The sequence below is a fragment of the Amycolatopsis dongchuanensis genome (assembly GCF_039542405.1).
GTDB lineage: Bacteria > Actinomycetota > Actinomycetes > Mycobacteriales > Pseudonocardiaceae > Amycolatopsis_E > Amycolatopsis_E sacchari.
Window position 1 is genome coordinate 55,995 of the sequence record NZ_BAABIB010000022.1, and the last position, 26,825, is coordinate 82,819.

At 72.5% G+C, this 26,825-nt stretch carries 26 protein-coding genes; 12 read left to right on the plus strand and 14 right to left on the minus strand.

All coding sequences use genetic code 11. The annotated features are described in order from the left end of the window. Positions 1 to 67: 67 nt before the first annotated feature. Positions 68 to 619 carry an NUDIX domain-containing protein gene (locus ABFX51_RS05090; protein WP_428832438.1) on the plus strand — a complete coding sequence of 184 codons (552 nt, stop codon included), beginning with the start codon at positions 68 to 70 and terminating at the stop codon, positions 617 to 619. Here the strand turns inward: ABFX51_RS05090 and ABFX51_RS05095 are convergent. From ABFX51_RS05095 to ABFX51_RS05105, 3 genes are all read right to left on the minus strand, one after another. Next, the gene (locus ABFX51_RS05095) at positions 610 to 1,221 is read right to left on the minus strand and encodes a hypothetical protein (RefSeq protein ID WP_346052486.1); all 612 of its coding nucleotides are present in this window, start codon (positions 1,219 to 1,221) and stop codon (positions 610 to 612) included. The two genes, ABFX51_RS05090 and ABFX51_RS05095, sit on opposite strands and share 10 nt — an antisense overlap. A 71-nt stretch (positions 1,222 to 1,292) precedes the next feature. Then, the gene (locus tag ABFX51_RS05100; protein WP_346052488.1) at positions 1,293 to 2,201 is read right to left on the minus strand and encodes an aldo/keto reductase; all 909 of its coding nucleotides are present in this window, start codon (positions 2,199 to 2,201) and stop codon (positions 1,293 to 1,295) included. An 89-nt stretch (positions 2,202 to 2,290) separates the two neighbouring features. Next, positions 2,291 to 2,629 (minus strand): hypothetical protein, encoded by a 339-nt coding sequence (locus ABFX51_RS05105; protein WP_091503493.1) that lies wholly within the window; start codon positions 2,627 to 2,629, stop codon positions 2,291 to 2,293. 79 nt (positions 2,630 to 2,708) lie between these two features. On the opposite strand from ABFX51_RS05105, the gene ABFX51_RS05110 reads away from it, so the two are divergent. After that, positions 2,709 to 2,975: a hypothetical protein gene (locus ABFX51_RS05110; RefSeq protein WP_346052490.1), complete on the plus strand. Its 267-nt coding sequence runs from the start codon at positions 2,709 to 2,711 to the stop codon at positions 2,973 to 2,975. Positions 2,976 to 3,030: 55 nt separating this feature from the next. Here ABFX51_RS05110 and arc read toward each other — a convergent pair whose 3' ends face one another. Then, positions 3,031 to 4,839: a proteasome ATPase gene (arc, locus tag ABFX51_RS05115; protein WP_091503489.1), complete on the minus strand. Its 1,809-nt coding sequence runs from the start codon at positions 4,837 to 4,839 to the stop codon at positions 3,031 to 3,033. A 536-nt stretch (positions 4,840 to 5,375) separates the two neighbouring features. Here arc and ABFX51_RS05120 point away from each other — a divergent pair. Both ABFX51_RS05120 and ABFX51_RS05125 read left to right on the plus strand, forming a co-directional pair. Next, on the plus strand, positions 5,376 to 5,867 hold the full coding sequence (locus ABFX51_RS05120; protein ID WP_091503488.1) for a hypothetical protein: 492 nt from the start codon (positions 5,376 to 5,378) through the stop codon (positions 5,865 to 5,867). Positions 5,868 to 5,909: 42 nt separating this feature from the next. Beyond that, the gene (locus ABFX51_RS05125) at positions 5,910 to 6,680 is read left to right on the plus strand and encodes a hypothetical protein (RefSeq protein ID WP_346052492.1); all 771 of its coding nucleotides are present in this window, start codon (positions 5,910 to 5,912) and stop codon (positions 6,678 to 6,680) included. A 3-nt stretch (positions 6,681 to 6,683) separates the two neighbouring features. Here ABFX51_RS05125 and ABFX51_RS05130 read toward each other — a convergent pair whose 3' ends face one another. Both ABFX51_RS05130 and ABFX51_RS05135 read right to left on the minus strand, forming a co-directional pair. Next, positions 6,684 to 7,508 (minus strand): tRNA (adenine-N1)-methyltransferase, encoded by an 825-nt coding sequence (locus ABFX51_RS05130; RefSeq protein WP_091503484.1) that lies wholly within the window; start codon positions 7,506 to 7,508, stop codon positions 6,684 to 6,686. A 61-nt stretch (positions 7,509 to 7,569) separates the two neighbouring features. Then, positions 7,570 to 8,724 carry a site-2 protease family protein gene (locus tag ABFX51_RS05135; RefSeq protein ID WP_091503481.1) on the minus strand — a complete coding sequence of 385 codons (1,155 nt, stop codon included), beginning with the start codon at positions 8,722 to 8,724 and terminating at the stop codon, positions 7,570 to 7,572. Positions 8,725 to 8,833: 109 nt separating this feature from the next. Between ABFX51_RS05135 and ABFX51_RS05140 the strand changes: the two genes are divergently transcribed. The 5 genes from ABFX51_RS05140 (at position 8,834) to ABFX51_RS05160 (ending at position 13,264) form a co-directional block, all read left to right on the plus strand. Next, the gene (locus tag ABFX51_RS05140; protein WP_091503480.1) at positions 8,834 to 9,727 is read left to right on the plus strand and encodes a RecB family exonuclease; all 894 of its coding nucleotides are present in this window, start codon (positions 8,834 to 8,836) and stop codon (positions 9,725 to 9,727) included. A gap of 2 nt (positions 9,728 to 9,729) precedes the next feature. Then, positions 9,730 to 10,512, plus strand: coding sequence for a thioesterase family protein (locus tag ABFX51_RS05145; protein WP_346052495.1), 783 nt, complete (start codon positions 9,730 to 9,732; stop codon positions 10,510 to 10,512). A gap of 90 nt (positions 10,513 to 10,602) precedes the next feature. Continuing rightward, positions 10,603 to 11,532, plus strand: a complete 930-nt coding sequence (locus tag ABFX51_RS05150; RefSeq protein ID WP_091503477.1) for a ParA family protein — start codon at positions 10,603 to 10,605, stop codon at positions 11,530 to 11,532. A 65-nt stretch (positions 11,533 to 11,597) separates the two neighbouring features. Beyond that, entirely contained in the window at positions 11,598 to 12,449 is an 852-nt protein-coding gene (locus tag ABFX51_RS05155; RefSeq protein ID WP_091503475.1) for a helix-turn-helix transcriptional regulator, read from the plus strand. After that, positions 12,446 to 13,264, plus strand: a complete 819-nt coding sequence (locus tag ABFX51_RS05160) for an SDR family oxidoreductase (RefSeq protein ID WP_091503474.1) — start codon at positions 12,446 to 12,448, stop codon at positions 13,262 to 13,264. Before ABFX51_RS05155 ends, ABFX51_RS05160 begins: the two co-directional genes overlap by 4 nt. 63 nt (positions 13,265 to 13,327) lie before the next feature. On the opposite strand, the gene hisG is transcribed toward ABFX51_RS05160, so the two are convergent. The 4 genes from hisG to metH all read right to left on the minus strand — a co-directional run bounded on the left by hisG (position 13,328) and on the right by metH (position 18,748). Continuing rightward, positions 13,328 to 14,170: an ATP phosphoribosyltransferase gene (gene hisG, locus ABFX51_RS05165; RefSeq protein WP_091503472.1), complete on the minus strand. Its 843-nt coding sequence runs from the start codon at positions 14,168 to 14,170 to the stop codon at positions 13,328 to 13,330. Positions 14,171 to 14,184: 14 nt separating this feature from the next. After that, positions 14,185 to 14,448, minus strand: a complete 264-nt coding sequence (locus ABFX51_RS05170) for a phosphoribosyl-ATP diphosphatase (RefSeq protein WP_091503471.1) — start codon at positions 14,446 to 14,448, stop codon at positions 14,185 to 14,187. Between the two features lie 65 nt (positions 14,449 to 14,513). Then, positions 14,514 to 15,200 carry an HAD family hydrolase gene (locus ABFX51_RS05175; protein WP_091503469.1) on the minus strand — a complete coding sequence of 229 codons (687 nt, stop codon included), beginning with the start codon at positions 15,198 to 15,200 and terminating at the stop codon, positions 14,514 to 14,516. An 8-nt stretch (positions 15,201 to 15,208) separates the two neighbouring features. After that, positions 15,209 to 18,748 (minus strand): methionine synthase, encoded by a 3,540-nt coding sequence (gene metH, locus ABFX51_RS05180; RefSeq protein ID WP_346052499.1) that lies wholly within the window; start codon positions 18,746 to 18,748, stop codon positions 15,209 to 15,211. Between the two features lie 51 nt (positions 18,749 to 18,799). On the opposite strand from metH, the gene ABFX51_RS05185 reads away from it, so the two are divergent. Together ABFX51_RS05185 and ABFX51_RS05190 are read left to right on the plus strand one after the other, a co-directional pair. Further along, positions 18,800 to 19,717, plus strand: coding sequence for a PAC2 family protein (locus tag ABFX51_RS05185; protein ID WP_346052501.1), 918 nt, complete (start codon positions 18,800 to 18,802; stop codon positions 19,715 to 19,717). Continuing rightward, positions 19,714 to 20,859 (plus strand): MFS transporter, encoded by a 1,146-nt coding sequence (locus ABFX51_RS05190; protein WP_346052503.1) that lies wholly within the window; start codon positions 19,714 to 19,716, stop codon positions 20,857 to 20,859. Before ABFX51_RS05185 ends, ABFX51_RS05190 begins: the two co-directional genes overlap by 4 nt. On the opposite strand, the gene ABFX51_RS05195 is transcribed toward ABFX51_RS05190, so the two are convergent. From ABFX51_RS05195 to ABFX51_RS05205, 3 genes are read right to left on the minus strand one after another with little or no spacing between them, the layout of a single operon-like run. After that, positions 20,799 to 21,623: a metallophosphoesterase family protein gene (locus ABFX51_RS05195; protein ID WP_091503465.1), complete on the minus strand. Its 825-nt coding sequence runs from the start codon at positions 21,621 to 21,623 to the stop codon at positions 20,799 to 20,801. The two genes, ABFX51_RS05190 and ABFX51_RS05195, sit on opposite strands and share 61 nt — an antisense overlap. Further along, the gene (locus ABFX51_RS05200; RefSeq protein WP_091503463.1) at positions 21,587 to 22,798 is read right to left on the minus strand and encodes an MFS transporter; all 1,212 of its coding nucleotides are present in this window, start codon (positions 22,796 to 22,798) and stop codon (positions 21,587 to 21,589) included. The genes ABFX51_RS05195 and ABFX51_RS05200 overlap by 37 nt, the downstream gene beginning before the upstream one ends. Continuing rightward, positions 22,795 to 23,367, minus strand: a complete 573-nt coding sequence (locus ABFX51_RS05205; RefSeq protein WP_091504266.1) for an ArsR/SmtB family transcription factor — start codon at positions 23,365 to 23,367, stop codon at positions 22,795 to 22,797. The genes ABFX51_RS05200 and ABFX51_RS05205 overlap by 4 nt, the downstream gene beginning before the upstream one ends. 189 nt (positions 23,368 to 23,556) lie before the next feature. Between ABFX51_RS05205 and ABFX51_RS05210 the strand changes: the two genes are divergently transcribed. Next, positions 23,557 to 25,140 carry an ABC-F family ATP-binding cassette domain-containing protein gene (locus ABFX51_RS05210; protein ID WP_091503461.1) on the plus strand — a complete coding sequence of 528 codons (1,584 nt, stop codon included), beginning with the start codon at positions 23,557 to 23,559 and terminating at the stop codon, positions 25,138 to 25,140. 441 nt (positions 25,141 to 25,581) lie between these two features. Here the strand turns inward: ABFX51_RS05210 and mshC are convergent, their stop codons facing one another. Next, positions 25,582 to 26,820 carry a cysteine--1-D-myo-inosityl 2-amino-2-deoxy-alpha-D-glucopyranoside ligase gene (gene mshC, locus ABFX51_RS05215; RefSeq protein WP_091503460.1) on the minus strand — a complete coding sequence of 413 codons (1,239 nt, stop codon included), beginning with the start codon at positions 26,818 to 26,820 and terminating at the stop codon, positions 25,582 to 25,584. Between the last annotated feature and the right edge of the window lie 5 nt (positions 26,821 to 26,825).

The window sequence follows — 26,825 nt, forward strand, 5'->3', positions numbered from 1 at the left end:
GCGGCCTCCTGGTTGCGGGGTGGTAAACCACTCGCCCGTCGTAGAGTCCGGGCCTGTGCGGGAAGAACTGGTCGCGGTCTACGACGAGCGGGGAGGGGTCGCGGGCAGCGCGACGAGGGCGGAGATGCGGGCGCGCGGGCTGCGGCACGCGGCGGGCGAGGTGCTGGTGCGCTCGGGCGACGGCGGAAGCGTCTACGTGCACCGCCGCTCACCGGACAAGGACGTGTTCGGCGGGCTGTGGGACTGCTGGGCGGGCGGTGTCGTCGCGGCCGGTGAGACGCCGCGAGAATGCGCTTTCCGGGAGCTGGCCGAGGAACTGGGGGTGCGGGACGTCCCGCTGACGCCGCTGTTCACGCACGTCTTCGAGCAGCCGCCCCACCGCTGCCACAATTTCTCCCCGCCCGCCAGCCCACCACCACCCTCAACGGACACGCTGCGCGCGGCTCACCCGATTCCAGCCCGCTGGGACGGCCCGGTCACGCACCAGCCCGAGGAGATCGTCGAGGGCCACTGGCTGCCGCTGCCGGAACTGCGGGAATGGGCGCTGGACCCGGAAAGCCCGCTGATCCCCGACGGACGGCAGGGAATCCTGGAGTGGTTCCGCCGGTACTACCCCTGAGCGGAGGGCAGCTTGCCCGCCGCCAGCGGCGCCAGGCCCTTGACGGCCTCCGACGCCTTGGCGGTCGTCGCCGCCTTGACCTGCAGGCCCGACAACACGTGCCCGCTCGCGAGCAGCACCGTGCAGGTACCGCTCGCGCACCAGCCCCGCACCGCCTGCGCACCGGCGGGCAGCGCCACGGTCAGCTTCTGCCCGTCGCACTGCACCCGGGACAGCACATCGGTCGCCGGCTCGTCGAGGTACCCCGTGACCTGCTGTGTCAACGTCGCACCGCTGGCGTAGGTCCAGCTGGCACCACGGGGATCGCCCGCGGGCACCGCGTCGAAGCACGCGCCGTTCTCAGCGCGCTCGGCCGCCGCGTGCACACCCTCCTGCGCCAGGTCCTCCTTGGTCAGCACGGCCGCCGCGACGTCGCCGGCGATCGCCTGGCGTGCGCTGCTCGACGCGGCCGCCGCGGGATCCGCGGACACGCTCGGCGCGGGCGAGGACGGCGATGTGGTCGTGGTGACCGCGTTCCCTGGCCTGTCGTAGTAGGTCTCGAGGTCGTTGGGGCGGTCGGCGCAACCGGTCAGGCCGGTCAGCAGCACCGCGCTCAGGACCACTACCCGTCCGTGACGCACCGTGTCGTTCCCCTTCGAATCCGTCGCTGGGGCGCCGAGAGTAGCGGAAGTGTTCAGCGCCAATGCAAAGAGGATCTCCGTCCCCAGTACTCCCCCGGCTGCTCGGCGAGCGTAGCGAGTGCCCGCAGTTCCCCTTCGGCCAGACTCACCTCCGCCGCCGCGAGGTTCGACGCCAGCTGCGTCGTGCTGGCGGGGCCGACGAGCACGACGTCGGCCCACGGCCGGGCCAGCACGGCCGCGACGGCCACCGCGTCGGGCCCGACGCCGTACCGGGCGGCGATCCGCGCCAGCACCGGCGGCGGCGCCACGACCAGCCTGCCGTTGGCGAGGGTTTCCTTGACCAGCACCAGGTTCCCGGCCGCGTGCGCCTCCGCCAGCGCGCGGCCCGCCGACGGTTCCAGCACGTTCCAGGTGGACTGCACGGCGGTGAAGATCGGCCTGCCCGCGATCTCCAGGTCGAAGGCGCGGCGGATCACCTCGCCCTGCCGCGGTCCCGAGGTGGAGAAGCCGACGCGGACGCCGTCGTCGCCGAGCGCGGACAACGCCCGCTGGAGCGCCTCGTCGGTGAACAGCGGGCTGTCCAGGGTCAGCGAGTGCACCTGGTACAGGTTGATCGCGGACCCCAGCAGTGAGCGGCTTTCCGACCACTGGCGGGAGAAGCTGCTCGCCGAGTGCTCCTTCACCTCGTGCATCGCCGCGTCCATCCGCCAGGCGCCGACGTAGGTGTAGCCCCACTTGCTGGAGATGGTCAGGTCACCGGGGTCGCGGCGGCCGAGCCAGCTCGCCAGGAACTCCTCCGCGCGGCCGTAGGACCGCGCGACGTCGATCCAGCGGATGCCGGCCTGGTAGGCGGCGTCGAGCACGGCGTGCGTGGCGCGCCGCATCGTCTCGACGTCCCGTTCGGCGGGCAGTTCCTCGGCCCTGCCCAGGTTGATGTACGCGGGCCGGCCCAGTGCGGCCAAGCCGAGTCCGATACGCAGGGCCCTGCCCCTTCCTCCCGGTCTGCACCAGCGCGGGCATAAGCGGTTTCTATGCCTCGCCGTGTAGGTGGTTATACACCGTCGGCGCGCTGCCGGAGGATTTCCAACCACTGCTGGGACGACAGCGCCTGGCGGTGGAGCTTCTCCAGCCGCGCCGCGGGCGCCCGGACGTAGCCCTTGCCGAACACCGGCGCGATCTGCCGGAGGCTCGCGCCCTGCTCCCGCGCGGCGAGCAGGGCCCAGTCCGACGCGTCGGCGCACGCGGCGGAGGCGCGCCGCAGCTCACCGAGGACGGTGATCAGCTCGTCGGCGCTGACCTGGCCGTCCGCGACGGCCTCGGCGGTCTCCTCCAGCCACGCCAGTACGTCGGCGGCCGTGACGGGCGCGTGCGGACGGGAGGGTTCGGTCATGCGCCGAAGTATAGGGCGTTATACACCGCAGGGGCGAGCGGAGGGACAACCCTTCCTGGCGCCGGACGTCTTCCCGGGTGTGGCGGGGAAGATCTTGCGGGCGGTGGCGGTCGCCGTGGGCGTGACGCTGGTGCTCGCGCCCGTGCACGTGACGGCGGTGCTGGGGTTCCTGTTCGCGTCGGAGCGGTACGACTCCAGCGGACAGGGCGGGCCGTTCCGCAGCTGCACGGCGGATTCCGTGTCCTGCGCGGGCCCGCACGTCCCGGTGATGGCCGGGTGCGTGCTCGTCGTCCTCGGCGGGCTGCTGCTCGCGGCGTGGGCCGGACGGCGAGCGGCACGGCGCTGACACGACGGAGGCCGCCGACCCGGATGGATCGGCGGCCTCCGCTGACCTCGCGGCCCTACAGGTACTGGCCGGTGTTGGTCGCCGTGTCGATGACGCGCCCCGAGTCCTGGTTCTTGCCGGTGACGAGCGTGCGGATGTAGACGATCCGCTCGCCCTTCTTGCCGGAGATCCGGGCCCAGTCGTCCGGGTTCGTCGTGTTGGGCAGGTCCTCGTTCTCCGCGAACTCGTCCACGATCGCGTCGAGCAGGTGCTGCACCCGCAGCCCGGGCTGCTTGGTCTCGAGCACCGACTTGATCGCCGACTTCTTCGCCCGGTCCACGATGTTCTGGATCATCGCGCCCGAGTTGAAGTCGCGGAAGTACAGGATCTCCTTGTCGCCGTTGGCGTAGGTGACCTCGAGGAAGCGGTTCTCGTCCGTCTCCTCGTACATCCGCTCGACCGTGTGCTGGATCATCGCGTCGATCGTGGCCTGCGCGTCCCCGCCGAACTCGGCGAGGTCGTCGGCGTGGATCGGCAGCCCCGGCGTCAGGTACTTGGAGAAGATGTCCTTCGCACCCTCGGCGTCCGGCCGCTCGATCTTGATCTTCACGTCCAGCCGGCCCGGCCGCAGGATCGCCGGGTCGATCATGTCCTCGCGGTTGGAGGCGCCGATGACGATGACGTTCTCCAGCCCCTCCACACCGTCGATCTCGGCGAGCAGCTGCGGCACGATCGTGGTCTCCACGTCGGAGGACACGCCGCTGCCGCGGGTGCGGAAGATCGACTCCATCTCGTCGAAGAAGACGATCACGGGGGTGCCGTTGGACGCCTTCTCCCTGGCCCGCTGGAAGATCAGGCGGATGCTCCGCTCGGTCTCGCCGACGAACTTGTTCAGCAGCTCCGGGCCCTTGATGTTGAGGAAGTACGACTTGGCCTCCGCGGCCCCGCCGTCACCCCGCGCCTCGGCGACCTTCTTGGCCAGCGAGTTGGCCACCGCCTTGGCGATCAGGGTCTTGCCGCACCCGGGCGGGCCGTAGAGCAGGACGCCCTTGGGCGGCCGCAGCTCGTACTCCCGGTACAGGTCGGCGTGCAGGAACGGCAGCTCGACCGCGTCGCGGATCTGCTCGATCTGCCTGCCGAGGCCACCGATGTCCTCGTAGCGGACGTCCGGGACCTCCTCCAGCACGAGGTCCTCGACCTCGGCCTTCGGCACCCGCTCGTAGGCGTAGCCCGCCTTCGAGTCCACCAGCAGCGAGTCGCCCGGCTTGAGCGCCTGCGCGGCCAGCGGATCGGACAGCCACACCACCCGCTCCTCGTCCGCGTGGCCGACGACGAGTGCCCGGGAGGCACCGTTCTCGACCTCGGGGGCGAGGACCTCGCGGAGCGCGCACACCTCACCGGTACGCTCGAAGTCGCCGCCTTCGACCACCGTGAGCGCCTCGTTGAGCCGCAGCGCCTGGCCGCGCTGGAGCGAGTCGACCTCCACCGCCGGGGACACGGACACCCGCATCTTCCGGCCCGCGGTGAACACGTCGACCGTGCCGTCCTCGTAGGCCTCGACGAACACGCCGTACCCGCTGGGCGGCTGGGCGAGGCGGTCCACCTCCTCACGCAGGGCGAGCAGCTGGCCGCGTGCCTCGCGCAAGGTCTCGACCAGTTTGCTGTTCCGCTCCGTCAGCTGGGCGACACGCTCCGACGCTTCGGCGAGGCGCTGCTCCAGCACGCGGTTCTGGCGGGGGGAATCGGTCAGTTTGCGGCGCAGCAGCGCGACTTCCTCCTCGAGGAAACGCATCTGCCGCGCGTAGTCGTCCGGCGTCGTTCCAGCTCCAGTCGTCTGTGAAGGGTCGGCTTCTCCATGCCGACCTCCGGGAAGGTCGTGTTGCATGTCGGCACCTCCTCGGAGTGCTTTTCATCCACGGTACCGGCGATCACCGACATGAAAAGGCCTATCCGCATCACAGGATCGGCGCGTCGCACCGGATACACGAACCCACTGACCGCGCAAGCGCCCGTCACGGTGCCCGTCGCGGTCCTTCGCGAACTACTCTCCGTGAAGCCAGGACGCCATCGGGCGGCCGACCGGGCTGTCGACGATTCACCCATGTCACGACCACCCCACCAAGGCTTTACAGGACGTTCATCTGCGGTGTTCCCTGCCGGAAGACCTTCAAACCGGGGCCCGGCCCGCTTCTCCTCCCCCGGGGAGGAGCGATTTCCCTCGGTGAGCGGTCTCCGGATCGGGCGAACCGGATTCCCTCCCCCGGTGGTGGACCACGCCTCCGCCGCGCGGCGCCCGGCGGGCCGCCCCGCGGGCGGCGCTACGATCCTCGCGGCCGGGCGGATCCCGCCCGCGGCCGAACCGGACCGGGCCCTCGCGCGTCAAAACCAGCGTCGGACCGCGAACAGACGGAGTGCGAGGACATGACCCAGCCGCCACCACCGTGGCCGCCCGCCGGGTCCGGCAGCCTGGAAGGACCCACGGCCGAACCACCCAAGCGGCGCAAGGGCTTGCTCGCCGGGCTCGCCGGCGCGGTCGTGCTCGTCGCGGGCGGCGTCGTCGCGCTGGTCCTGCTCACCGGCTCCGGCGACGGCGGCAGCTCCCCGGACACGGCTCGTCCGGCGCCCCGCTCCGGGCCCGCCGCCCTCGCGCAGGCCGCCGTCGACGCGCTCAACGCCCGCAGTGCCGCCCAGTACGGGACGCTGGTCTGCACCGCCCCCGGGCAGCCGGAGCTGGACAGCCTGCAACGGCAGTGGACCGACGCCGCCGAGCTGCGCGGCGCCGTGTCCGGCGCGCCCGAGCTCACCGGCACCACGGCCACCGTCGAGGTCACAGTGACCTACAACGGCCGCACGCAGAGCTCGAAGATCCCGATGAAGCAGCAGGGGCAGGACTGGTGCATCGATGAGTCCTGACCCCGCGGGCCACGCGGCCCGCACGACCCGAGGGGGAACCCGATGACCTATCCGCCGCAGCAGCCCGGCCAGTGGGGCCAGCAGGACCCGTACGGCCAGCAGGGCCAGTGGGGTCAGCAGGGCCAGCCCGGCGGGGCGTACCCGCAGAGCGGTCCGCAGCAGCAGCCCGGCTACGGGCAGCAGGGGTACGGCCAGCCCGGCTACGGCGACCAGCCGGGCTACGGGAGCTACCCGCAGCAGGCGTTCCCCACGCCGCAGTACTCGCAGTACCCGGGCTACAGCCAGTTCCCCGACGGCGGCGACGAGCCGCCGAAGAAGAAGACCGGCCTGATCGTCGGCATCATCGCGGCCGTCGTCGTGGTGGTCGGCGGTGGCGCGGCCGCGTTGTTCCTGCTCACCGGCAACGACGACAAGGGCGGGACGGCCGCGCCCGCGCCCAGCTCGTCCGCCGCGCCGCCGTCGAAGTCGAAGGCGCCGAGCAGCACCAAGGCACCCAGCTCGTCGGCGGGCGGCGGCACCCCCGCCGCGGGCGGCAAGGCCACCCCCGAGGAGACGGCCGAGGCGATCACCCAGGCCTACGACCACGCCGACCGGCAGGCGCTGCAGGACACGGTGTGCCTCAGCACGGGTCAGCAGGCACCCCAGACGCTCCCCCAGAACATCACGGTCACCGTCCGCGGGACCGTCGAGAAGAGCGGCAACCGCGCGCTCGTGCCCGTCACCGCGCAGGGCCCCGGCGGTACCAACGACTTCGAGCTGATCCTCCAGCGCGAAGGCGGCGTGTGGTGCTACGCCGGGGAGAACGACAACTGACGCTCAGCCCCGGCTCGGCCGCCGTTGCGGCCGGGGCGGGGTCACGCCGTCGGCGAGGCGGCGCGTGGTGAGCAGGAACGCGGTGTGGGCGACCATCCGGTGCTCCGGCCGCACGGCCAGGCCCACCACGTGCCAAGGGCGCACCAGCGTCTCCCACGACTCCGGCTCGGTCCAGCCCTGCTGCTCGCGCAGCGCCTCGGTGACGGTCGACAGCTGCGTCACCGTCGCCACGTAGACCACGAGCACGCCGCCGGGCACGAGGTTCGCGTGCACCGTCGGCAGCACCTCCCACGGCGCCAGCATGTCGAGCACGACGCGGTCCACCTCGCCGGTGTGCGTGGCCAGGTCCGCCACGCGCAGGTCCCAGTTGTCCGGACGGCCGCCGAAGAAGCGCTCGACGTTGCGCACCGCGTGCTCGGCGTGGTCCTCACGCACCTCGTAGGAGGTCACGCTGCCCTGCGGGCCGACGGCCCGCAGCAGCGAGCACGTCAGCGCGCCCGACCCGGCACCGGCCTCCAGCACCCTGGCGCCGGGGAAGATGTCGCCCCACATGACGATCTGCGCGGCGTCCTTCGGGTAGATCACCTGCGCGCCGCGCGGCATCGACAGCACGTAGTCCGCCAGCAGCGGGCGCAGCGCCAGGTACGAGGTGCCGCCGGCGGAGGCGATCACCGAGCCCTCGGGCTTGCCGATGAGGTCGTCGTGCCGCAGCGCGCCGCGGTGGGTGTGGTACTCCTCCCCCTCCGCGAGCACCAGCGTGTAGTGCCGTCCCTTGGGATCGGTCAACCGCACGCGGTCACCAGGACGGAACGGCCCGCTCACCGACACTGAACCTCCACGATCGTCGCCAACGCAGCGACCGATCTTCGCAGATCACGCGGGCGGCGGTTCAGCGGGGACGGCGCGCGAGCGCGGCCCGCAGGTCCTCCCTGCGCAGCACCCCGGCGGGCCTGCCCTCCTCGTCGACGACGAGGAACTGCCACGCCGCGGTCTCGCGGACGCGCTCGGCGATCTCCTCCCCCGGCTCGGAGGACAGCAGCACCGTCTCGGCGCGGATCGGCTCGGCCGCCAGCTCGGCTGGCGCCTGCGGCGACGTCTCGGCCAGGCGCTGCGCGTCGTTCTCGTCGAGCAGCCCCGCCGCGACCCCGTCGGCCCGCACCAGGACCACCCCGCGGCCGGCGGAGGCGGCGAGCGCGTCGGACACCGGGCTCTCCGCGGGCAGCTGCAGCACCGGGCGCACGAGGTCGGCGATCGCGAGCCCCTCTGGCCAGCTGCGGTTCTGCTCGGCCGCCAGCTCGCTCCCGGCACCCATCGCGACGAACCACGCGGTGACCACGCAGACGCCGAGCCGCAGCCAGCGGTCGTCGCTGCCCGCCGCCATGCCGAACACCGCCCACAGCAGCAGCGCGGCCGCGACGAGGCCGCCGCCCACGACGGCCGCCTTCGTGCCGCGGGCCCGCGTGCCGGTCAGCGCCCACACGCCCGCGCGCAGCATCCGGCCGCCGTCCAGCGGCAGGCCGGGCAGCAGGTTGAACACGCCGACGGCGAGGTTGGCGACGGCGCACTCAGCGACGAGCAGCCACGCGGGGGTGTCCGGGGGCACGGCGAGCAGCAGCAGCCCGCACACCACGGCCAGCAGCACCGACACGACCGGCCCCGCCGCCGCGACCAGGCCCTCCTGGCCCGGTCTACGCGGGGTGCGGGCCACTTCGGACAGTCCACCGAGGAGGAACAGCCGCAGCCGCCGCACCGGGATGCCCATCCGCAGCGCGACGACGCAGTGCCCCAGCTCGTGCGCCAGCACCGAGAGCCCGAGCAGCAGCGCGAACGCCGCGGCGAGCACCCACGACGTCGTGGTGCTCGCGGCCGGCAGCAGGCGCCCGACCATCGGGGCGTAGAGGACCACGACGACGAGCGAGCCGATCCACCAGGACGGCGCGAGCAGCACCGGCACGTCCTGGACGCGGAACAGCAGCAGCCCGCCGTCGGCGACGGTGAGGAACCGGCGCGCCCGGCTCCGCGGGTGCTCGCTGGTCAGGGACATGGCCCCAGCCTAAGGCCACTGGTGTGGGAGTTCCGTGACGGCGCCCGCGCGGCGCGCGCCCAGCGTGGCCCGCCAGGAACTGTCGGTGGTCTGCCTTAGGGTGCAGGGCATGGCAGAGATCGCGACCGAGCCGTCCGGGCCCGAGGCGGCGACGGCGACCGCCGTGCGCCGGCCCGCGCTGTCGCCCTCGCGCGCCAGTGACTTCAAGCAGTGCCCGCTGCTGTACCGGTTCCGCGCCGTCGACCGGCTGCCGGAGCTGCCGACGAAGGCGCAGCTGCGCGGCACGCTGGTGCACTCGGTGCTGGAGCGGCTGTTCGCGCTGCCGCAGCCCGACCGGCTGCCGGAGCGCGCGAAGGAGCTGCTGGCCCCTGCGTGGGAGGAGCTGTCGGGCGAGCGGCCGGAGTGGGCGGAGCTGTTCGCCGGACAGGAGCCCGGCCAGGTCGCCGACTGGCTCGGCGGGGCGGAGAAGCTGCTGGACAGCTACTTCGCGCTGGAGGACCCGCGGCGGCTGCAGCCCGAGGCGTGCGAGCTGCACGTGGAGATCGAGCTGGACTCCGGGGTGCGCCTGCGGGGCTACGTCGACCGGCTGGACGTGGCGCCCACCGGGGAGATCCGGGTGGTGGACTACAAGACCGGCGCCGCGCCGCGCGAGATCGGCGAGGCGAAGGCCATGTTCCAGATGAAGTTCTACGCGGTGGTGCTGTGGCGGCTGCGGGGCGTCGTGCCGCGGCAGCTCAAGCTCATGTACCTCACGGACGGGCAGTCGCTGGCGTACACGCCGGACGAGGCGGAGCTGCGGCGTTTCGAGCGCACGCTGGAGGCCATCTGGCAGGCGATCCTGCGCGCGGGCAAGACGGGTGACTTCCGGCCGAACCCGGGCAGGCTGTGCGACTGGTGCGCGCACCAGTCGCTGTGCCCCTCCTTCGGCGGCACCCCGCCGGAGTACCCGGGCTGGCCGGAGCCGGACCCGGGTGTCGAAACACTGCTGGACCGGGCGGACTGAGGATGACCGGAGAGAACGCTTTCTACCTGCCGCGCGGCGAAGGCCGCTACCAGCCGACCCGGCACACGGCCGGGCCTTGGACGGAGGGCGCGCAGCACTTCGGGCCGCCCTCGGCGTTGCTGGTGCGGGCGCTGGAGGCGGTCCCGCTCGAGCGCGCGAGCAGGCTGGCGCGGGTCACCGTGGAGATCCTGGGCCCGGCGCCGCTGACGGAGCTGACGGTGCGCGCCCGCGTCGAGCGGCCGGGGCGGTCGGTCGAGCTGCTGGTCGCGGAGCTGGCCTCGGGCACCCGCACGGTGGCGCGGGCCTCGGCGTGGCGCGTCGCCACCTCGGACACCGCGGAGATCGCGAACCTGCCGTCGGGCGACTGGCCCAAGCCGGAGGACTGCCCGGAGGCGCGCTGGCCGGAGGGCTGGCTGCCCGGCTTCCTGGAGGCGGTGGAGTGGCGGTCGGTGTCGGGCGGCCTCGCGCAGCCGGGTCCGGCCTCGGTGTGGGGGCGGCAGCGGGTCGCCCTGGTCGACGGCGAGGAGCCGACACCGCTGCAGCGGCTGTTCGCGGTCGCCGACTGCGGCAACGGCGCGTCGAACTTCCTCGACGCCCGCACGTGGTGGTTCATCAACAGCGAGCTGACGGTCCACCTGCACCGGCTGCCGCGGGGCGAGTGGATCGGCCTGGACGCGGCCACGTCGGTGGGCCCGGACGGGATCGGCACGGCGACGAGTACGCTGCGCGATTCCGAGGGCCCGGTGGCCACCGGAGCGCAGGCGCTGCTGGTGCGGCCGCGCTGAACGACACGGGGAAGGTCCGCACCTCCCCCGACGGCGGCCGGAGATCCACTAACCTGACCCGGCAGGGACGATCCTCCTAGGAGCGCGCGAGTGCAGATCACCTCGGTGGTCAACCAGAAGGGCGGCGTCGGCAAGACCGCGCTGAGCGTGGGTGCCGCGGCGGCGCTCGCCGAACGCGGGCGCCGGGTGCTGCTCATCGACCTCGACCCGCAGGGTCACGCCACGACGGAGATGCTGGGGCTGCCCGAAGCCCCGCCCGAGGCGCCGAGCCTGGCCAAGGCGCTGACGAAGGTGTGGAAGGGCCCGGTCGAGGAGCTGATCGTGCCCCACCCGCGCAGCAACCTCGGGCCGGGTGGCGCCTTCGACGTCATCCCGACGTCGCCGGGCATGTTCGACCTGATCCGCAGGCTCGACAACTTCCGGGTGCCGGGGTGGCAGCTGGCGCGGGTCATCCAGTTCGCCAACTACGACCACGTGCTCATCGACTGCCCGCCGGCGCTCGACGTGCTCACCAACAACGCGCTGGCCGCCACCCACGGCATCCTGGTGCCCGTCCAGCCCGACCGCACGAGCATCCGCGCGCTGCGGCTGCTCAACGACCAGCTCCACTACGTGCAGCAGTCGGTCCAGCGTGACCCGATCCCGTACTTCGGGGTGGTGCCGGGCCTGTACCGGCGCCCGATGTCGACGTACGCGGCGGCGGCGCTGGCCGAGCTGGAGAACTTCGGCTACCCGCTGCTGGCGCACGTGCCGCTGGGCGTGGTGATGAACGAGGCCGCCGCGCACGGCGTGCCGGTCACCACGTTCGCGCCGGAGACCACGCAGGCGGTCGCGTTCCGGCAGATCGCCGAGGTGCTCGACCAGCACCTGGCGCGGCAGCCCGCGCCGGCGCCGGTGCCGATCGCGGACGAGTTCGTCTTCGAGGACTTCATCACGTCGGTCGCGCAGACCCGCAACGAGAACGACAACGGCGCCCGCAAGAAGCTCTACGACCTGCTGCCGAAGAAACCCCGCGGCTGAGCCGCTCGCCGGGTGGGTGAGCCGCACCCAGGCGGGGCGCCGGTCCGGCGGTTACGTTCGAAGGCATGGACAACGAGCTCGGTGAGTTCCTCCGCGCCCGCCGCGACCTGGTCACCCCGGCACAGGCGGGGCTGCCCGAGGACGGCGAGCGCCGGGTGCCGGGGCTGCGCCGCGAGGAGGTCGCGCTCCTCGCGGGAGTGAGCACCGACTACTACATCCGGCTCGAACAGGGCCGGGAACGGCACCCGTCCGACCAGGTGCTCGACGCCGTGGCCCGCGCGCTGCGGCTCGACGAGGACGCCGCGGCGCACCTGTTCCGGCTCGCGATGCCCGCGCCGCACACGGTGGCGAGGGCGGCTTCGGCCACAGTGGACCCGGAGCTGCGTTCGCTGATGGAGCACTTCATCCATGCACCCGCGACCGTGCTCGGGCCCGCGCTGGACGTCCTGGCCGCCAACTCGCTGTCCACCGCCCTCTACTCCGGTTTCTCGCGGCACGACAACCTGGCCCGCATGGTGTTCCTCGACCCCGTGGCCGTGGAGTTCTACGTGGACTGGGAAACGACGGCGCGGGCCACGGTCGCGAGCCTGCGAGCCGGCTCCGGGGCGTTCCCGGACGACCCGCGGGTGCCCGAAGTGGTGGGTGAGCTGACCGTCCGCAGCCCGGCCTTCGCGGACCTGTGGGCACGGCACGAAGTGCGGCCGCGCAAGGCCGAGCACAAGCGGTTCCGGCACCCCCGCGTCGGCGAGCTGGTGCTGCGGTCCCAGGCGCTGGCGGTGACCGGCGCGCCCGGGCAGCAGCTGTTCGTCTACAGCGCCGAACCGGGCAGCCCGAGCGCGGACGGGCTCACCTTGCTCGGCCGGCTCGCCGGAGAGTCCAGACACAACGAAATCCCTACTGTCAAAGGAAATTCATGAAGACGTGGTTCATCACCGGGGCCTCGAAGGGCTTCGGTCGCGAGTGGACGATCGCGGCGCTGGAGCGCGGCGACCGGGTCGCGGCGACGGCACGCACCGTCTCGGCGCTCGACGACCTGCGTGAGCGGTTCGGCGGCGCGCTGCTGCCGCTGCAGCTGGACGTGAACGACCGCGAAGCGGACTTCGCCGCGGTGCGGCAGGCGGCCGACCACTTCGGACGGCTGGACGTCGTGGTCAACAACGCGGGCTACGGCCAGTTCGGCATGATCGAGGAGCTGTCCGAGGAGGAGGCCCGCGCGCAGTTCGAGACCAACGTGTTCGGCGCGCTGTGGGTCACGCAGGCGGCGCTGCCGATCCTGCGGGCGCAGGGTTCCGGGCACCTCCTGCAGGTCTCGTCGATCGGCGGGATCTCGGCGTTCGCCAACATCGGCATCTACAACGCCTCGAAGTGGGCGCTGGAGGGGTTCAGCCAGGCGCTCGCCCGCGAGGTGGACCACTTCGGCATCAAGGTGACGCTCATCGAGCCGGGTGGCTTCTCCACCGACTGGGGCGGCCCGTCCGCGAAGAGGGCCACGCCGCTGCCGGACTACGAACCGGTGCGTGAGCGTGCCGCCGAGCAGCGCCGCAGCCGCGTCTGGAACCCCGGCGACCCGAAGGCGACGGGCAAGGCCGTGCTGGCGCTGGTGGACGCGGAGAACCCGCCGCTGCGCGTGTTCTTCGGCGACGGTCCGCTGGCCATCGCCACCGCCGACTACGAGTCTCGCCTCGCCGAGTGGCGGGAGTGGGAGAAGCTGTCGATCGAGGCGCACGGCTGAGGTCCGGACGCAGAAGGCTGCCGCCCGGAGCCGGGCGGCAGCCTTCTCGTGTGTTTCACCAGATCAGAGGCGGCAGGAGCGGATGTCCGAGGCGAGCACGGCCTTCGCGCCGATCTCCGCCAGCTCGTCCATGATCTGGTTGACCTCCTTGCGCGGCACCATCGCGCGCACGGCCACCCAGTCCTCGTCGGCCAGCGGCGCCACGGTCGGCGACTCCAGCCCCGGCGTGATCGCGACCGCGCGCTCCAGCAGCGTGCGGGGGCAGTCGTAGTCGAGCATCATGTACTGCTGCGCGAAGACGACACCCTGCAGCCGCGCCGCGAGCTGGGCCTTCGGCTTGGTCTTCTCGGCACCGCCACGCTGCACGAGCACCGCCTCGGAGACGCAGATCGGGTCGCCGAAGGCCACCAGGTTGTGCTGCCGCAGCGAGCGGCCGGTCTCCACGACGTCGGCGATCGCGTCCGCGACCCCGAGCTGCACGGAGATCTCCACGGCCCCGTCGAGCCGGATGACCTCCGCCTCGACCCCGTGCCCGGCCAGGTCGCCGCGCACCAGGTTGGGGAACGACGTGGCGACGCGCTTGCCCGCCAGGTCCGCGGGCTTCCAGTCCTGCCCGGCGGGGGCGGCGTAGCGGAACGTCGAGGCGCCGAAGCCCAGTGCCAGGATCTCCTCGACCTGCGCCCCGGAGTCGATCGCCAGGTCGCGCCCGGTGATGCCGAGGTCGAGCTCCCCGCTGCCCACGTAGATCGGGATGTCCTTGGGGCGCAGGAAGAAGAACTCGACCTCATTGGCGGAGTCGAGCACGGTCAGGTCGCGGTCATGTCGGCGGCGGTAGCCCGCCTCGCCGAGCATCTCCGACGCCGGCTCCGCCAGCGCGCCCTTGTTCGGCACCGCAACCCGCAGCATGCCCTGCCCCTTCCTCACAAGTAGCGGTAGACGTCCTCGGTGCTCAGCCCGCGGCCGAGCATCAGCACCTGCACCCGGTACAGCAGCTGGGAGATCTCCTCCGCCAGGCGCTCGTCCGATTCGTGCTCCGCCGCGATCCAGACCTCACCGGCCTCTTCGAGCACCTTCTTGCCCTGCGCGTGCACTCCCGCGTCCAGCGCGGCGACGGTGCCCGAGTCCTCGGGCCGGGTCCGCGCCCGCTCGGTCAGCTCCGCGAACAGCTCATCGAAGGTCTTCACGGTCTGTAGATCCTTCCATCCGGACCCCGGCCCGGCCGAGCCGCCCCGCTCCCTCCGGACAGGGATCACACCGCACGGTGAATCGCGCGCAGCCCCGCGGCGTCGAGGCCGACGAGCGAATCGCGGAACACGCGGCGCTCGCCGGGCTCGACCCGCACGTCGTGGGGCACCACGAGCACGACGCAGCCCGCCGCGGACGCCGACTCGGCCCCGGGCGGCGAGTCCTCCACCGCGACGCACCGCGCCGGGTCGACACCGAGCAGCCGTGCGGCACGCAGGTACGGCTCGGGGTGGGGCTTGTTGAGCCCGCCCACCTCGTCGCCGCAGACCGTGACGTCGAAGAACTCGCGGCCGATCGTGTTGAGCGCCAGCTCGGTCAGTGAGCGCTCGGTGGAGGTCACCAGCGCCGACGGCAGGCCCTCGGCGCGGACGGCGGTAAGCGCTTCCCGCGCGCCGGGGCGCCACGGCAGCTGGTCGTCGAACAGCCGGGCGGTGCGGTCGCGGATCCAGACGCCGGCCTCGGCGATCCGCTCCGGGGTGGGCTCGTGCCCGGTGACCTGGAGCAGGTAGGCGGACGTGGCGTCCATGTTGGAGCCGACGAGGGTGAGGCGCTGCTCCTCGCTGAGCGTGCCGCCGAGCCATTCCGCCGCCTCGTACAGCGCGACGTCCCAGAGCTTCTCCGAGTCGACCAGCGTGCCGTCCATGTCCCACAGGACGCCGGCCAGACCGTCCACACCGGACGGTTCAGACATGTGTCTCCTTAGGTGTTGAAGTACTTGGCCTCGGGGTGGTGGCAGACGATGGCGTCGGTGGATTGTTCGGGGTGGAGCTGGAACTCCTCGGACAGCTTGACGCCGATGCGCTCGGGTTCGAGCAGGTCGATGATCTTGGTGCGGTCTTCGAGGTCGGGGCAGGCGCCGTAGCCGAGGGAGAAGCGGGCGCCGCGGTAGCCGAGTTTGAAGTATTCCTCGATCGCGGTGGGGTCCTCGTCGGCGACGGTGGTGCCGGAGGCGAAGTGGAGCTCCTGGCGGATGCGGCGGTGCCAGTACTCGGCGAGCGCTTCGGTGAGCTGGACGGACAGGCCGTGGACCTCGAGGTAGTCGCGGTAGGCGTTGGCGGTGAACAGCTCGTTGGCGTAGTCGGCGATCGGCTGGCCCATGGTGACCAGCGACAGCGGCAGCACGTCCACTTCCCCGGCGGCCAGCGCCTGCTCGCGGGGCCGGTAGAAGTCGGCCAGGCAGAGGAAGCGGTCTCGTTGCTGGCGGGGGAAGGTGAACCGGCACCGCTCCGGGGCGTCCGGGCGGGGCTCGGTGAGCACCACGAGGTCGTTGCCGTCGGCGACGGCGGGGAAGTAGCCGTAGACGACGGCGGCGTGGGCGAGGATCCCGTCGGTGGCCAGCCGCTCCAGCCAGTACCGCAACCGCGGCCGCCCCTCGGTCTCGACGAGCTCCTCGTAGGTGGGGCCCTGGCCGCCCTTGGCGCCGCGCAGCCCCCACTGCCCGAGGAACGTGGCGCGTTCGTCCAGGTAGCCGGTGTAGTCCGCGACCGGGATGCCCTTCACGACGCGGGTGTCCCAGAACGGCGGGGTGGGCAGCGGCACATCGGTGGCCACGTCCGACCGCGAAGGCACCTCCACGGGTTCGGCGGCGGCTTTGCGGGCCTCGGCGATCCGCAGCGATCGTTCCCGGCGGGCTTTGCGCTCGGCGCGCTTGGCTTCGGCTTCGGGGTCCACGGCGGGGGCCTCGCCGCGGCGCACGGCCATGATGCGGTCCATCAGCCGCAGCCCTTCGAAGGCGTCCCGGGCGTAGTGGACCTGGCCGTGGTAGAGCTCGGTGAGGTCGTTCTCCACGTAGGTGCGGGTCAGGGCGGCACCGCCGAGCAGGACGGGCCATTTGTCGGCGACCCCGCGGGAGTTCATCTCCTCGAGGTTCTCCTTCATGATCACCGTGGACTTCACCAGCAGCCCGGACATGCCGATCGCGTCGGCGCGTTGCTCCTCGGCGGCGTCGAGGATGGTGGTGATGGGCTGCTTGATGCCGAGGTTGACCACGTCGTAGCCGTTGTTGGACAGGATGATGTCCACCAGGTTCTTCCCGATATCGTGCACATCCCCCTTGACGGTAGCCAGCACGATCCGCCCCTTGCCCCCGGAGTCGTCCTTCTCCATATGCGGCTCCAGATACGCCACCGCGGCCTTCATCACCTCGGCCGACTGCAACACGAACGGCAGCTGCATCTGCCCCGACCCGAACAACTCCCCCACCGTCTTCATCCCCGACAACAACACGTCGTTGATGATCTCCAACGGCGGCTTGCTGCCCATCGCCTCATCGAGGTCCTGTTCCAGGCCGGTGCGTTCGCCGTCCACGATCCGCCGCTCCAGCCGTTCGAACAGCGGCAGCGCGGCCAGCTCCTGCGCCCGCGACTCCCGCGACGAAGCCGCCGACACCCCCTCGAACAACTCCATCAACCGCTGCAGCGGGTCATAGCCCTCGCGGCGCCGGTCATACACCAAATCCAGCGCCACCTCCCGCTGCTCCACGGGGATCCGCGCCATCGGCAGAATCTTCGACGCGTGCACGATCGCCGTCGTCAACCCCGCCTGCACACACTCATGCAAAAACACCGAGTTCAGCACCTGGCGGGCGGCGGCGTTGAGCCCGAACGACACATTCGACACCCCCAGCGTCGTCTGCACCTCCGGATAACGCCGCTTCAACTCCCGGATCGCCTCGATCGTCTCCAGCGCGTCCCGCCGCACCTCCTCCTGCCCGGTCGAGATGGGGAAGGTCAGGCAGTCGACGATGATGTCCTCACGCCGCATCCCCCAGTTCCCGGTCAGGTCCTCGATCAGACGGCTCGCGACCGCGACCTTCCGCTCGGCGGTGCGGGCCTGGCCCTCCTCGTCGATGCACAACGCCACCACCGCGGCGCCGTGCTCGACCACCAGCCGCATCATGCGCTCGAACCGCGAACCCGGCCCCGCGCCGTCCTCGTAGTTCACCGAGTTGATCGCACACCGGCCACCCAGGCGCTCCAGCCCGGCCTGGATGACGGCGGGTTCGGTGGAGTCCAGCATGATCGGCAGCGTGGACGCGGTCGCCAAGCGGCCCGCCAGCTCCGCCATGTCCACCGCGCCGTCGCGGCCCACGTAGTCCACACACAGGTCGAGCATGTGGGCGCCGTCGCGGGTCTGCTCGCGGGCGATCTCCACGCAGTCCTCGTAGCGGCCTTCGAGCATGGCCTCGCGGAACTTCTTCGACCCGTTGGCGTTCGTCCGCTCCCCGATCACCAGCACCGATGCGTCCTGCGCGAACGGCACCGCCTGGTACAGCGACGACACGCCGGGCTCCGGCCGCGGACGGCGCCGCGCCCGCTCCAGCTCGGCCACCGCCTCGGCCAGCTGCCGGATGTGCTCCCCGGTCGTGCCGCAACAGCCGCCGACCAGGCCCACCCCGAACTCGGTCACGAACCCCGACAACGCCTCCGCCAGCCCTTCCGGCGACAGCGGGTACACCGCGCCGTTCGGGCCCAGCTCCGGCAAACCCGCGTTCGGCATCACCGACAACGGCACCCGCGCCGACTTCGACAACGTCCGCAGGTGCTCGCTCATCTCCGCCGGACCCGTCGCGCAGTTCAGCCCGATCACGTCCACACCGAGCGGCTCCAGCGCCGCCAGCGCCGCCCCCACCTCGGTGCCCAGCAGCATCGTGCCGGTGGTCTCCACCGTGATCGACGCGATCACCGGCACCCGCCTGCCGACCGCCTCCATCGCCCGCCGGGCGGCCACGATCGACGCCTTCGTCTGCAGGATGTCCTGCGTGGTCTCGATGATCACCGCGTCGACGCCACCCTCGAGCAGGCCGCGGACCTCCTCGAGATAGGCGTCCCGCAACTGCGCGTACGGCGCGTGCCCCAGCGTCGGCAGCTTCGTGCCCGGACCGACGGAGCCCAGCACGAACCGCTGCCCGAACTCGTCCGCCGTCTCCCGCGCCAGCCGGGCACCCGCCTCGGCCAGCTCGAAAATCCGGTCGGCGATCCCGTACTCCGCCAGGTTCGCCCAGTTCGCCCCGAAAGTGTTCGTTTCGACCGCTTCGGCACCGGCCTCCAGGTACCCCCGGTGGATGCCCCGCACCACGTCCGGCCGGGTCACGTTCAGGATCTCGTTGCACCCCTCCAGACCCGCGAAATCGTCGAGGGAGAGGTCATGGGCCTGCAGAGCGGTACCCATCGCGCCGTCGGCCACGACGACACGGGCGGACAGGGCATCGAGCAGTGGCGACGACAGTCGGTCCGGCATGTCGTCCAGGCTACGGTCTCCGGGTCCGCGCGTGGGTCGTAGGCTGGTCGAGTGAGTGACCCAGCCGACGCCTTCCCGCAGCCCGGTCCGCCGCCCGGCGACCCCGCCGAAGCTACGCGACCTGTCATGATCTTGGCCTTTGAAGGCTGGAATGATGCTGGAGACGCAGCTAGCACGGCGATCGAGCACCTGCAGCTGAGCTGGGACGCCAAGCCGCTCGCCGAGGTGAACCCCGACGACTACTACGACTTCCAGGTGAGCCGCCCGACCGTCCGCATGGTGGACGGGGTGACCCGCCGCGTCGAATGGCCCACCACCCGGCTGTCCGTCTGCCGCCCGCCCGGCTACGACCGCGACGTCATCCTCGTGCAGGGGCCGGAGCCGAACATGCGCTGGCGCAAGTTCTGCGAGGAGCTGCTGGAGCACATCATGCAGCTCGACGTCGCCACCGTGGTGACGCTCGGCGCCCTGCTCGCCGACACCGCGCACACGCGCCCGGTCCCGGTCAGCGGCACCGCCTACGACGCGGAGGCCGCCGAGCGCTTCGGCCTGGAGCGCAGCCGTTACCAGGGCCCGACCGGGATCACCGGCATCCTGCAGGACTTCTGCGTCCAGGCCGGCATCCCGGCGATCTCGATCTGGGCCGCGGTCCCGCACTACGTGTCGCACCCGCCGTCACCGAAGGCCAGCCTCGCCCTGCTGCACAAGCTGGAGGACGTGCTGGACGTGGAGGTCCCCCTCGGCGCGCTGCCCGAGCAGGCCGAGGAGTGGGAGCGCACGGTGTCGGAGATGGCCGAGGAGGACGAGGAGATCTCCGAGTACGTCCGCACGCTGGAGGAACGCGGCGACGCCGAGGTGGAGCTGTCGCTCGACGAGTCCAGCGGCGAGAAGATCGCGGCGGAGTTCGAGCGCTACCTGCGGCGGCGCCGCCCCGGCCAGGAGGGCCCGGGCACCGCCAGCAACCGGTGAGGCGGGCCGCCCTCTACGTCGGCGGGCTGCTCGGTCCCTTCGGGGCCGGGGTCGTGTCGTCGATGCTGCCCGAACTCGCCCGGACGTTCGGCGTGTCCCAGAGCAGCGCCGCGACGTCGCTGACCGCGTACCTGCTGCCGTTCGCCCTGGTGATGCTGGTGTCCGGCACGCTCGGCGAGCGCTGGGGGCCGATGCGCACGATCCGCGTCGCGTACGCGGGGTACGTCGTCGTCGCCCTGCTGGCCGCGCTCGCGCCGTGGTTCTGGCTGTTCCAGGTCTCGCGGGGGCTGCAGGGGGTGGCGAACGCGTTCACCACCCCGCTGCTGCTCACCAAGCTCGCGTCGGTCACGCCGAAGGAGCGCCTCGGCCGGACGCTCGGCCTCTACGGCGCGGTGCAGTCGATCGGGCAGACGTCGGCGCCGCTGATCGGCGGGCTGGCCGCGGAAAGCTCGTGGCGCTGGGCGTTCGTCGGGATCGCGACCGTGGCCGCCGTCCTGACGGCGAGCCCGCTCCCGCCCGACGAGCGGGCCGCCGAGCAGGCGCCGCGGCTGCGTGACGCGTGGCGCCCGGTGGTGGTCTGGTCGGGCGTGGTGATCTTCTTGGCGTGGGCGTGCCTGGCGGGGCTGCCGTTCCTCGTCGCGTTCCGGGTGGACGACGCGTTCGCGCTCGGGCCCGGGGCACGCGGGCTGGTGCTCACCGCGTTCGGGCTCGCCGGGATCGTCACCGCACGCCTGGTCGGGTCGGTGGCGGATCGGTTCGGGCCGCGCCTGGCGGTGTGCGCCGGGCTGCTGCTCGGCGCCGTGGCCGTGGCCTCGATCGGGCTCGTGGCCGCGTTGCCGTTGGTGGTGCTCGCGTGGGCCGTCGGTGGGTTGTGCGGGCAGCTGGTGCTGGTAGGCGTGAACGCGCTCGTGCTCGGCGGCGAGGCGAACGGCCGCGGCGGGGCGATCTCGGTGGTCACCGCCCTGCGGTTCCTCGGGATGTCGGCTTCCCCGGCGGCGTTCACCGACCTCTACCGGCACAGCGCGGTCTGGGGGTTCCTGCTGCCCGGCGTGTTACTGGCGGCCACCGCTCCCCTGCTGGCTCACAGGATCTTCCGCAGCGGCACGGGGCCGCGGGCCCGCTTGCGCCACTCGCGCGGGTAGCCGAGGGAGACCTCCTCGAAGCGGATGCCGTCCGCGGACGTCGTGCGCGGGATGTGCAAGTGCCCGAACACCGCGACCTCCGCGCGGTAGCGCACGTGCCAGTCCTCGGTACGGGTCGTGCCGCACCACAGGGCGAACTCGGGCCAGTACAGCGGGGCCGTCGGGTGCCGGTGCAACGGCCAGTGCGACACCAGCACCGTGCCGTGGTCCTCGGGGATCGCGGCGAGCCGCTCCTCGGTCTGCTTGACGCGCCGCTCGCACCACTCCTGCCTGCTCGGGTACGGGTCGGGGTGCAGGAAGTACTCGTCGGTGCACACGACGCCGGCCTCACGGGCCTGGTCGAGCGCCTCGGCGAGCGAGACGTCCTCGGCCTGCGGGGTGCGCCAGCTGTAGTCGTAGAGCAGGAACAGCGGCACGACCGTCAGCGGCCGCGGCCCGTGCTCCCACACCGGGTACTCGTCCTCGGGGGTCAGCACGCCGAGTTCGCGGCAGCGGTCGACGAGGTAGTGGTAGCGCGCCTCGCCCCGCAGCTGCACCTCGTCCTGGGGCGTGGTCCACAGGTCGTGGTTGCCGGGCGCCCACACGACCTTCGCGAACCGTTCCCGCAGCGTGGCGAGCGTGTCCACGATCGCGCCGGTCTTCTCGGCGACGTCGCCCGCCACGAGCAGCCAGTCGTCGGGGGATTCGCCGCGGACCCGGTCGAGGATCGGCTCGTTGCCGCGGTGGGTCACGTGGAGGTCGCTGGTGGCGTAGAGGCTCGGCACTCCTCAACCGTAGCCACCCGTCGCCGCAGCCCGAGCAACGCGATGATCCCGGCGGCCACGTACAGGGCCGCCTGGGCGTCGAGCAGGTGCGTCAGCCCGACGTGGTCCGCGAGCGCCCCGGCGACGAGGATGCCCAGCACCTGGCACGCGGCCATCAACGCGAAGAAGGTGCTCGACACGCGGCCGAGCCGGTCCGCGCCCACTTCCCGTTGCAGCACCGACATCTGCCCCGAACCGATGGCCACCCCGGGCGCGCCCACGACGGCGAACAACCCGGCGTAGACGGCCAGCACGGTGGTCACCGCGGGCCCGTTCCAGATCGCCAGCGAGATCACGCCCAGCACCACGCAGCCCCAGCCGAGCAGGTGGCCGGGCCCGGTCCGGCGCGCGACGGTCGCGATCGCGACGCCCGCCGCGAAACCGCCGACCGCCTGCACCCCGCGCAGCAGCCCCACTTCGGCCTCACCGCCGCCGAGCGGGCCGGTCACGAAGACGACGAACAACACGAGGAACATGCCCTGCGCCACGGACATCAGCAGTGTGGTCACCGCGGTCACGCGCAGCGCTGGGCTGCGCAGCGCCGCGAAGCGGGCGGGACGGGCCTCGACGGCGGGCCGGGCCAGGACCGCGAACCGCGGCAGCAGCAGGACTCCCGCGAGCAGCAGCAGGACCAGGTACCCGGCGACGACCCAGCCCAGCCCAGCGAAGCCGAGCACCGCCCCGCCCGCCGCACTGCCACCGAGCCGGGCGACGCTGCTGTTCATGCCCATCAGCCCGTTCGCAGCGGTCACGTGCTCCGGGCCGACGAGCGCGGGCACGAGCGCGTTGCGGGTCGGCTCGAACAGCGAAGCGAGCGCGGACTGCGCGGCCATCACGACGTAGACCAGCGCACCGTCGCCGGACAACAGCGGCAGCGACACCACTGCCTGCGCGAAGCACACCGCGACCAGCAGGACCCGCCGGTCGAAGCGGTCGGCGGCGAACCCGGACAGCGGGCTGAGCAGCACCATCGGCACCACCCCGGCGACCATCGTCAGCGCCGTCGAGGCCGCGGACCCGGTCGCCTGGTAGACGAACACGGGCAGCGCGACCTGCAGCATCCACTCCGCCGTCTCGGCGAACAACCCGGCCACCCACAGCCGTGCGAACGCGGGGTTCCTGAGCGGCCCGCTCATGCGCTCGGTCTCCCGTCCGCCTCGATGCGCAAGAAGGCCCGCCAGCTCGCGTGCACGACCTTCGCGTCCTCGGGCGCTTCCGTGCGGATCGGCGCCACGTAAGGCCGGACCAGCGCGTCGATCTTCGTGTTCAGGGCGTCCAGTTCCTCGGCGGTGAGCCGCAACGCGTAGCTGTTCAGGGCGGCCGCCTGCTGCCACTCCGGGTCGAGGTCGTCCATCGTGTCCATGAAGCGCTGGGTCAGCTCGTCGTCCTGCCGCAGCCACGTGGCCTCGACCGCCTTGCGCTCCGGGGTGGGCGCTTCCCGGACGTCCAGCCCGACGGGGATGGCGCGCCACGGCCGTTCCCTGCCGTCGGTGGCCTCGACCCGCTCCACCAGCCCCCACTGCGCGAGCTGACGCAGGTGCCAGCTGCAGTTCGAGGCCGTCGAGTCCACCGCCGCCGCGCATTCGGTCGCCGTGCGAGGGCCGACCGAGAGCAGGTAGTTCAGCAGCGCCGAGCGCAACGGGTGCGCGAGCGCGCGCATCAGCTCGGCGTCCCGGATGCGCCTCCGCGGCGGCAGTTCGGTCATCGACTTCCCCATCCTGAAAGAACTCTTTCGAAAGTATCCCTTCAGAGTTTCCGCCGTCAAGCGGGCGGAAAAGCGGTTGCGCGGGGTCGTACCGTGGACACGTCATGAAGAACTGACCTGCCGCCCTCCCCGCGTCCGAGGCTTCGCCCGGCGGGGTCCGCTCCTGCTTTCCGGGCCGGTGATGTCTTCATGCGTGCAGTCGATCTCGTCTTCTCCTACCGCGACCGCGTCGTCTTCGACGGGCTTGCGCTCACCGTCTCCCCCGGGCAGCGGCTCGGGGTCGTCGGCGAGAACGGCGCGGGCAAGTCCACCCTCCTGCGCCTGCTCGCCGGGCTCGAAGAGCCGTTGGCGGGACACGTCGAGCGCGGGCCCGACGTGGGTTTCCTGGTGCAGGAGCTGCCTTTTCCCGGCAGCGCGACCGTGGCCGACGTGCTGGACGACGCGCTCGCGGAGATCCGGGCCGCCGCCGCGCGGCTCGACGTCCTCGCCGGCCGGATGGCCGAGGACGAGGCCGCGCTCGCCGAGTACGGACAGCTGCTGGACTGGGCGCAGGCCCACGATCTGTGGGACGCCGACCGGCGCGCGGACCTGGTGTGCTCGGGGCTGGGCCTGGACGGCGTGGCGCGGACGCGGCGCCTCGACACGCTGTCCGGCGGTCAGCGGTCCCGGCTCGCGCTCGCGGCGTTGCTGGTCCGGCAGCCGGAAACGCTCCTGCTCGACGAGCCGACCAACCACCTCGACGACGCGGGGATGGAGTTCCTGGAGCGGCACCTGTCGGGGTTGAGCGGTGCCGTGGTGCTGTCCTCACACGATCGCGTGTTCCTCGACGCGGTGTGCACGAGCATCCTCGACCTCGACCCGGCGCTCGGCGGGCCCGCGCGCTACGGCGGTGCGTACTCGGACTACCTGGTGCAGAAACGTGCGGAGCGGGCGCGGTGGGAGCAGCGCTACGCCGAGGAGCAGGAGGAGCTCAGGCGCCTGCGGGAGTCGGTCGCCGTCACCGCGCGGAGCGTGGCACACGACCGGGCGCCGCGGGACAACGCGAAGATGCTCTACGACTTCAAGGGCGGCCGCGTGCAGAAGCAGATCTCGCGGCGCGTCCGGAACGCGCAGCAGCGCCTCGACGACCTGACGCGGGACCAGGTGCGCAAGCCACCCGCTCCCCTGCGTTTCGCGGGGACGCTCACCGGGCGGGCGGCCGGGGACGAGCCCGTGCTGTCGCTGCGGGACGTGCGGGTGCCGGGACGCCTCACGCTGGAACGCCTGGAGGTGACCGCTTCCGCGCGGCTGCTGGTGCTCGGGGGCAACGGCGCGGGCAAGTCCACCCTGCTCACGGTGCTCGCGGGCAGGCTCGCGCCGAGCGAGGGCGTGGTGCACCGTCGGCGCGGGGCGCGGGTGGGCCTGCTGGAACAGGACGTGCGGCTCCCCGATCCCACGCGGACCGCGCGGCGGATCTACGAGGAGGCGGCGGGAGCGGAGGCGCCGCCGCTGTCCGAGCTGGGCCTGCTGCAGCCGAAGGATCTGGACCGTCCGGCGGGGGCGCTGTCGGTGGGTCAGCGGCGGCGCCTGGCGCTGGCGGTGCTGATCGCGTGCCCGCCGGACGTCCTGCTCCTCGACGAGCCGACGAACCACCTGTCGCTCACACTCGCCGAGGAGCTGTTCGATGCGCTGGGCACCGCGCCGGGCGCGGTGGTCCTGGCCTCACACGACCGCTGGCTGCGGCGCGAATGGCAGGGTGCGTGCCTCCGACTCGCGGACGGGCGGGCGGTGTAGTGGCGGCGGGGTGGCGGGGTCGCCGACCGGCGGCGGTTTCGCCGACCGGCGGCGTTTCGCCGACCGGCGGCGGTTTCGCCGACCGGGGCGGGACGGCCACCTCGGGGCAGCCGCGGAGGGCTCGCCCCGGGCAGCGTGTGCCGGGGTCGCGGTCTCCGCTGACGGGGGCGGCGGCCGTCCCCCTGCGCCCGCGGACGGACGCGCGCCAGGAGCGGTGGCTGGGTTCGGGTGTGGGCGGCCTGTGGCGGCGCGCCGGGGCCGGTTGGGCGGCGGCGCGCGACGGCATCCTTCAGCCACCCGCGGACGGACACGGGCGGCGGCTGCGTTGCAGGGTCGCCGCCCCGCCCTTCGGTGCGCCGTGCAGCGCGGGCGGCCGCGGCAGCCACGTTCTGGGCCCCGCCACAAACCCCGCCAAGCGGCAACCCGCCGCCGCGCGACGACCTACAAAACCACCCCGAGCAGGGCGTCCACCGCTGTGCGGACCAGGGCCGGCGCCTCGGCGTCCGTGCCCGCGCGGCGCAGCGCCTCGTCCGCCCACGCGTCCACCGCCGCGAGCGCCCGGGGCGTGTCCAGGTCGTCGGCGAGGTGGTCGCGCAGCCTGGCCACGGTGTCCGACGCCGCCGGGCCCGCGGGCAGCGAAACCGCCTCGCGCCAGCGGGCGAGACGGGCCTCCGCCTCGGCCAGCAGGTCCGGCGTCCACGCGCGGTCCTCGCGGTAGTGCCCGGCGAACAGCGCCAGCCGGATCGCCGCCGGGTCCACGCCGTCGGCCCGCAGGCGCGACACGAACACCAGGTTGCCGCGCGACTTCGACATCTTCTCGCCGTCGAGACCGATCATCCCGGCGTGCACGTAATGGCGCGCGAACGGGTGTGTGCCCGCGACGGCCTCCGCGTGCGCGGCGCTGTACTCGTGGTGCGGGAAGATCAGGTCCGAGCCGCCGCCCTGCACGTCGAAGCCCATGCCGAGCCGGTTCGTCGCGATGGCGCTGCACTCGATGTGCCAGCCGGGCCGTCCCGCGCCCAGCTCCGACTCCCACGACGGCTCACCGGGCCGCGCGCAGCGCCACAGCAGCGCGTCCAGCGGGTGCCGCTTGCCCGGGCGGTCCGGGTCGCCGCCCCGCTCGGCGAAGAACTTCGCCATCGTCGGCTCGTCGTAGTTCGACTCGTAGCCGAACCGCCCCGTCGCCTGGTGGTCGAAGTAGACGTCCGGGTACTCGGCGTCGTCCGCGCGGTAGGCCGCACCGTCGGCCAGCAGCTTCGCGATCACCTCGACGATCTCCGGGATCGCCTCCACCGCCCCGACGAACTCCCGCGGCGGCACCACGCGCAGCGCCTCCATGTCCTCGCGGAACAACGCGGTCTCCCGCAGCCCCAGCACGATCCAGTCGTCCTGGTCGCGTTCCGCGCGCTCCAGCAGCGGCTCGTCGATGTCGGTGACGTTCTGCACGTAGAACACGTCGTGCCCGTTGTCCCGCCACAGCCGGTTGACCAGGTCGAACGCCAGGTACGTGGCCGCGTGCCCGAGGTGCGTCGCGTCGTAGGGGGTGATGCCGCAGACGTACATCCGCGCCGTCTGTCCCGGCGCCGTCGGGCGTACCTGCCCGGTGGAGGTGTCGAACAGCCGCAGGGGACGCGGCGTGCCCGGGACGCGCGGAACGGGAACCGATGACCAAGTCTGCATACCCC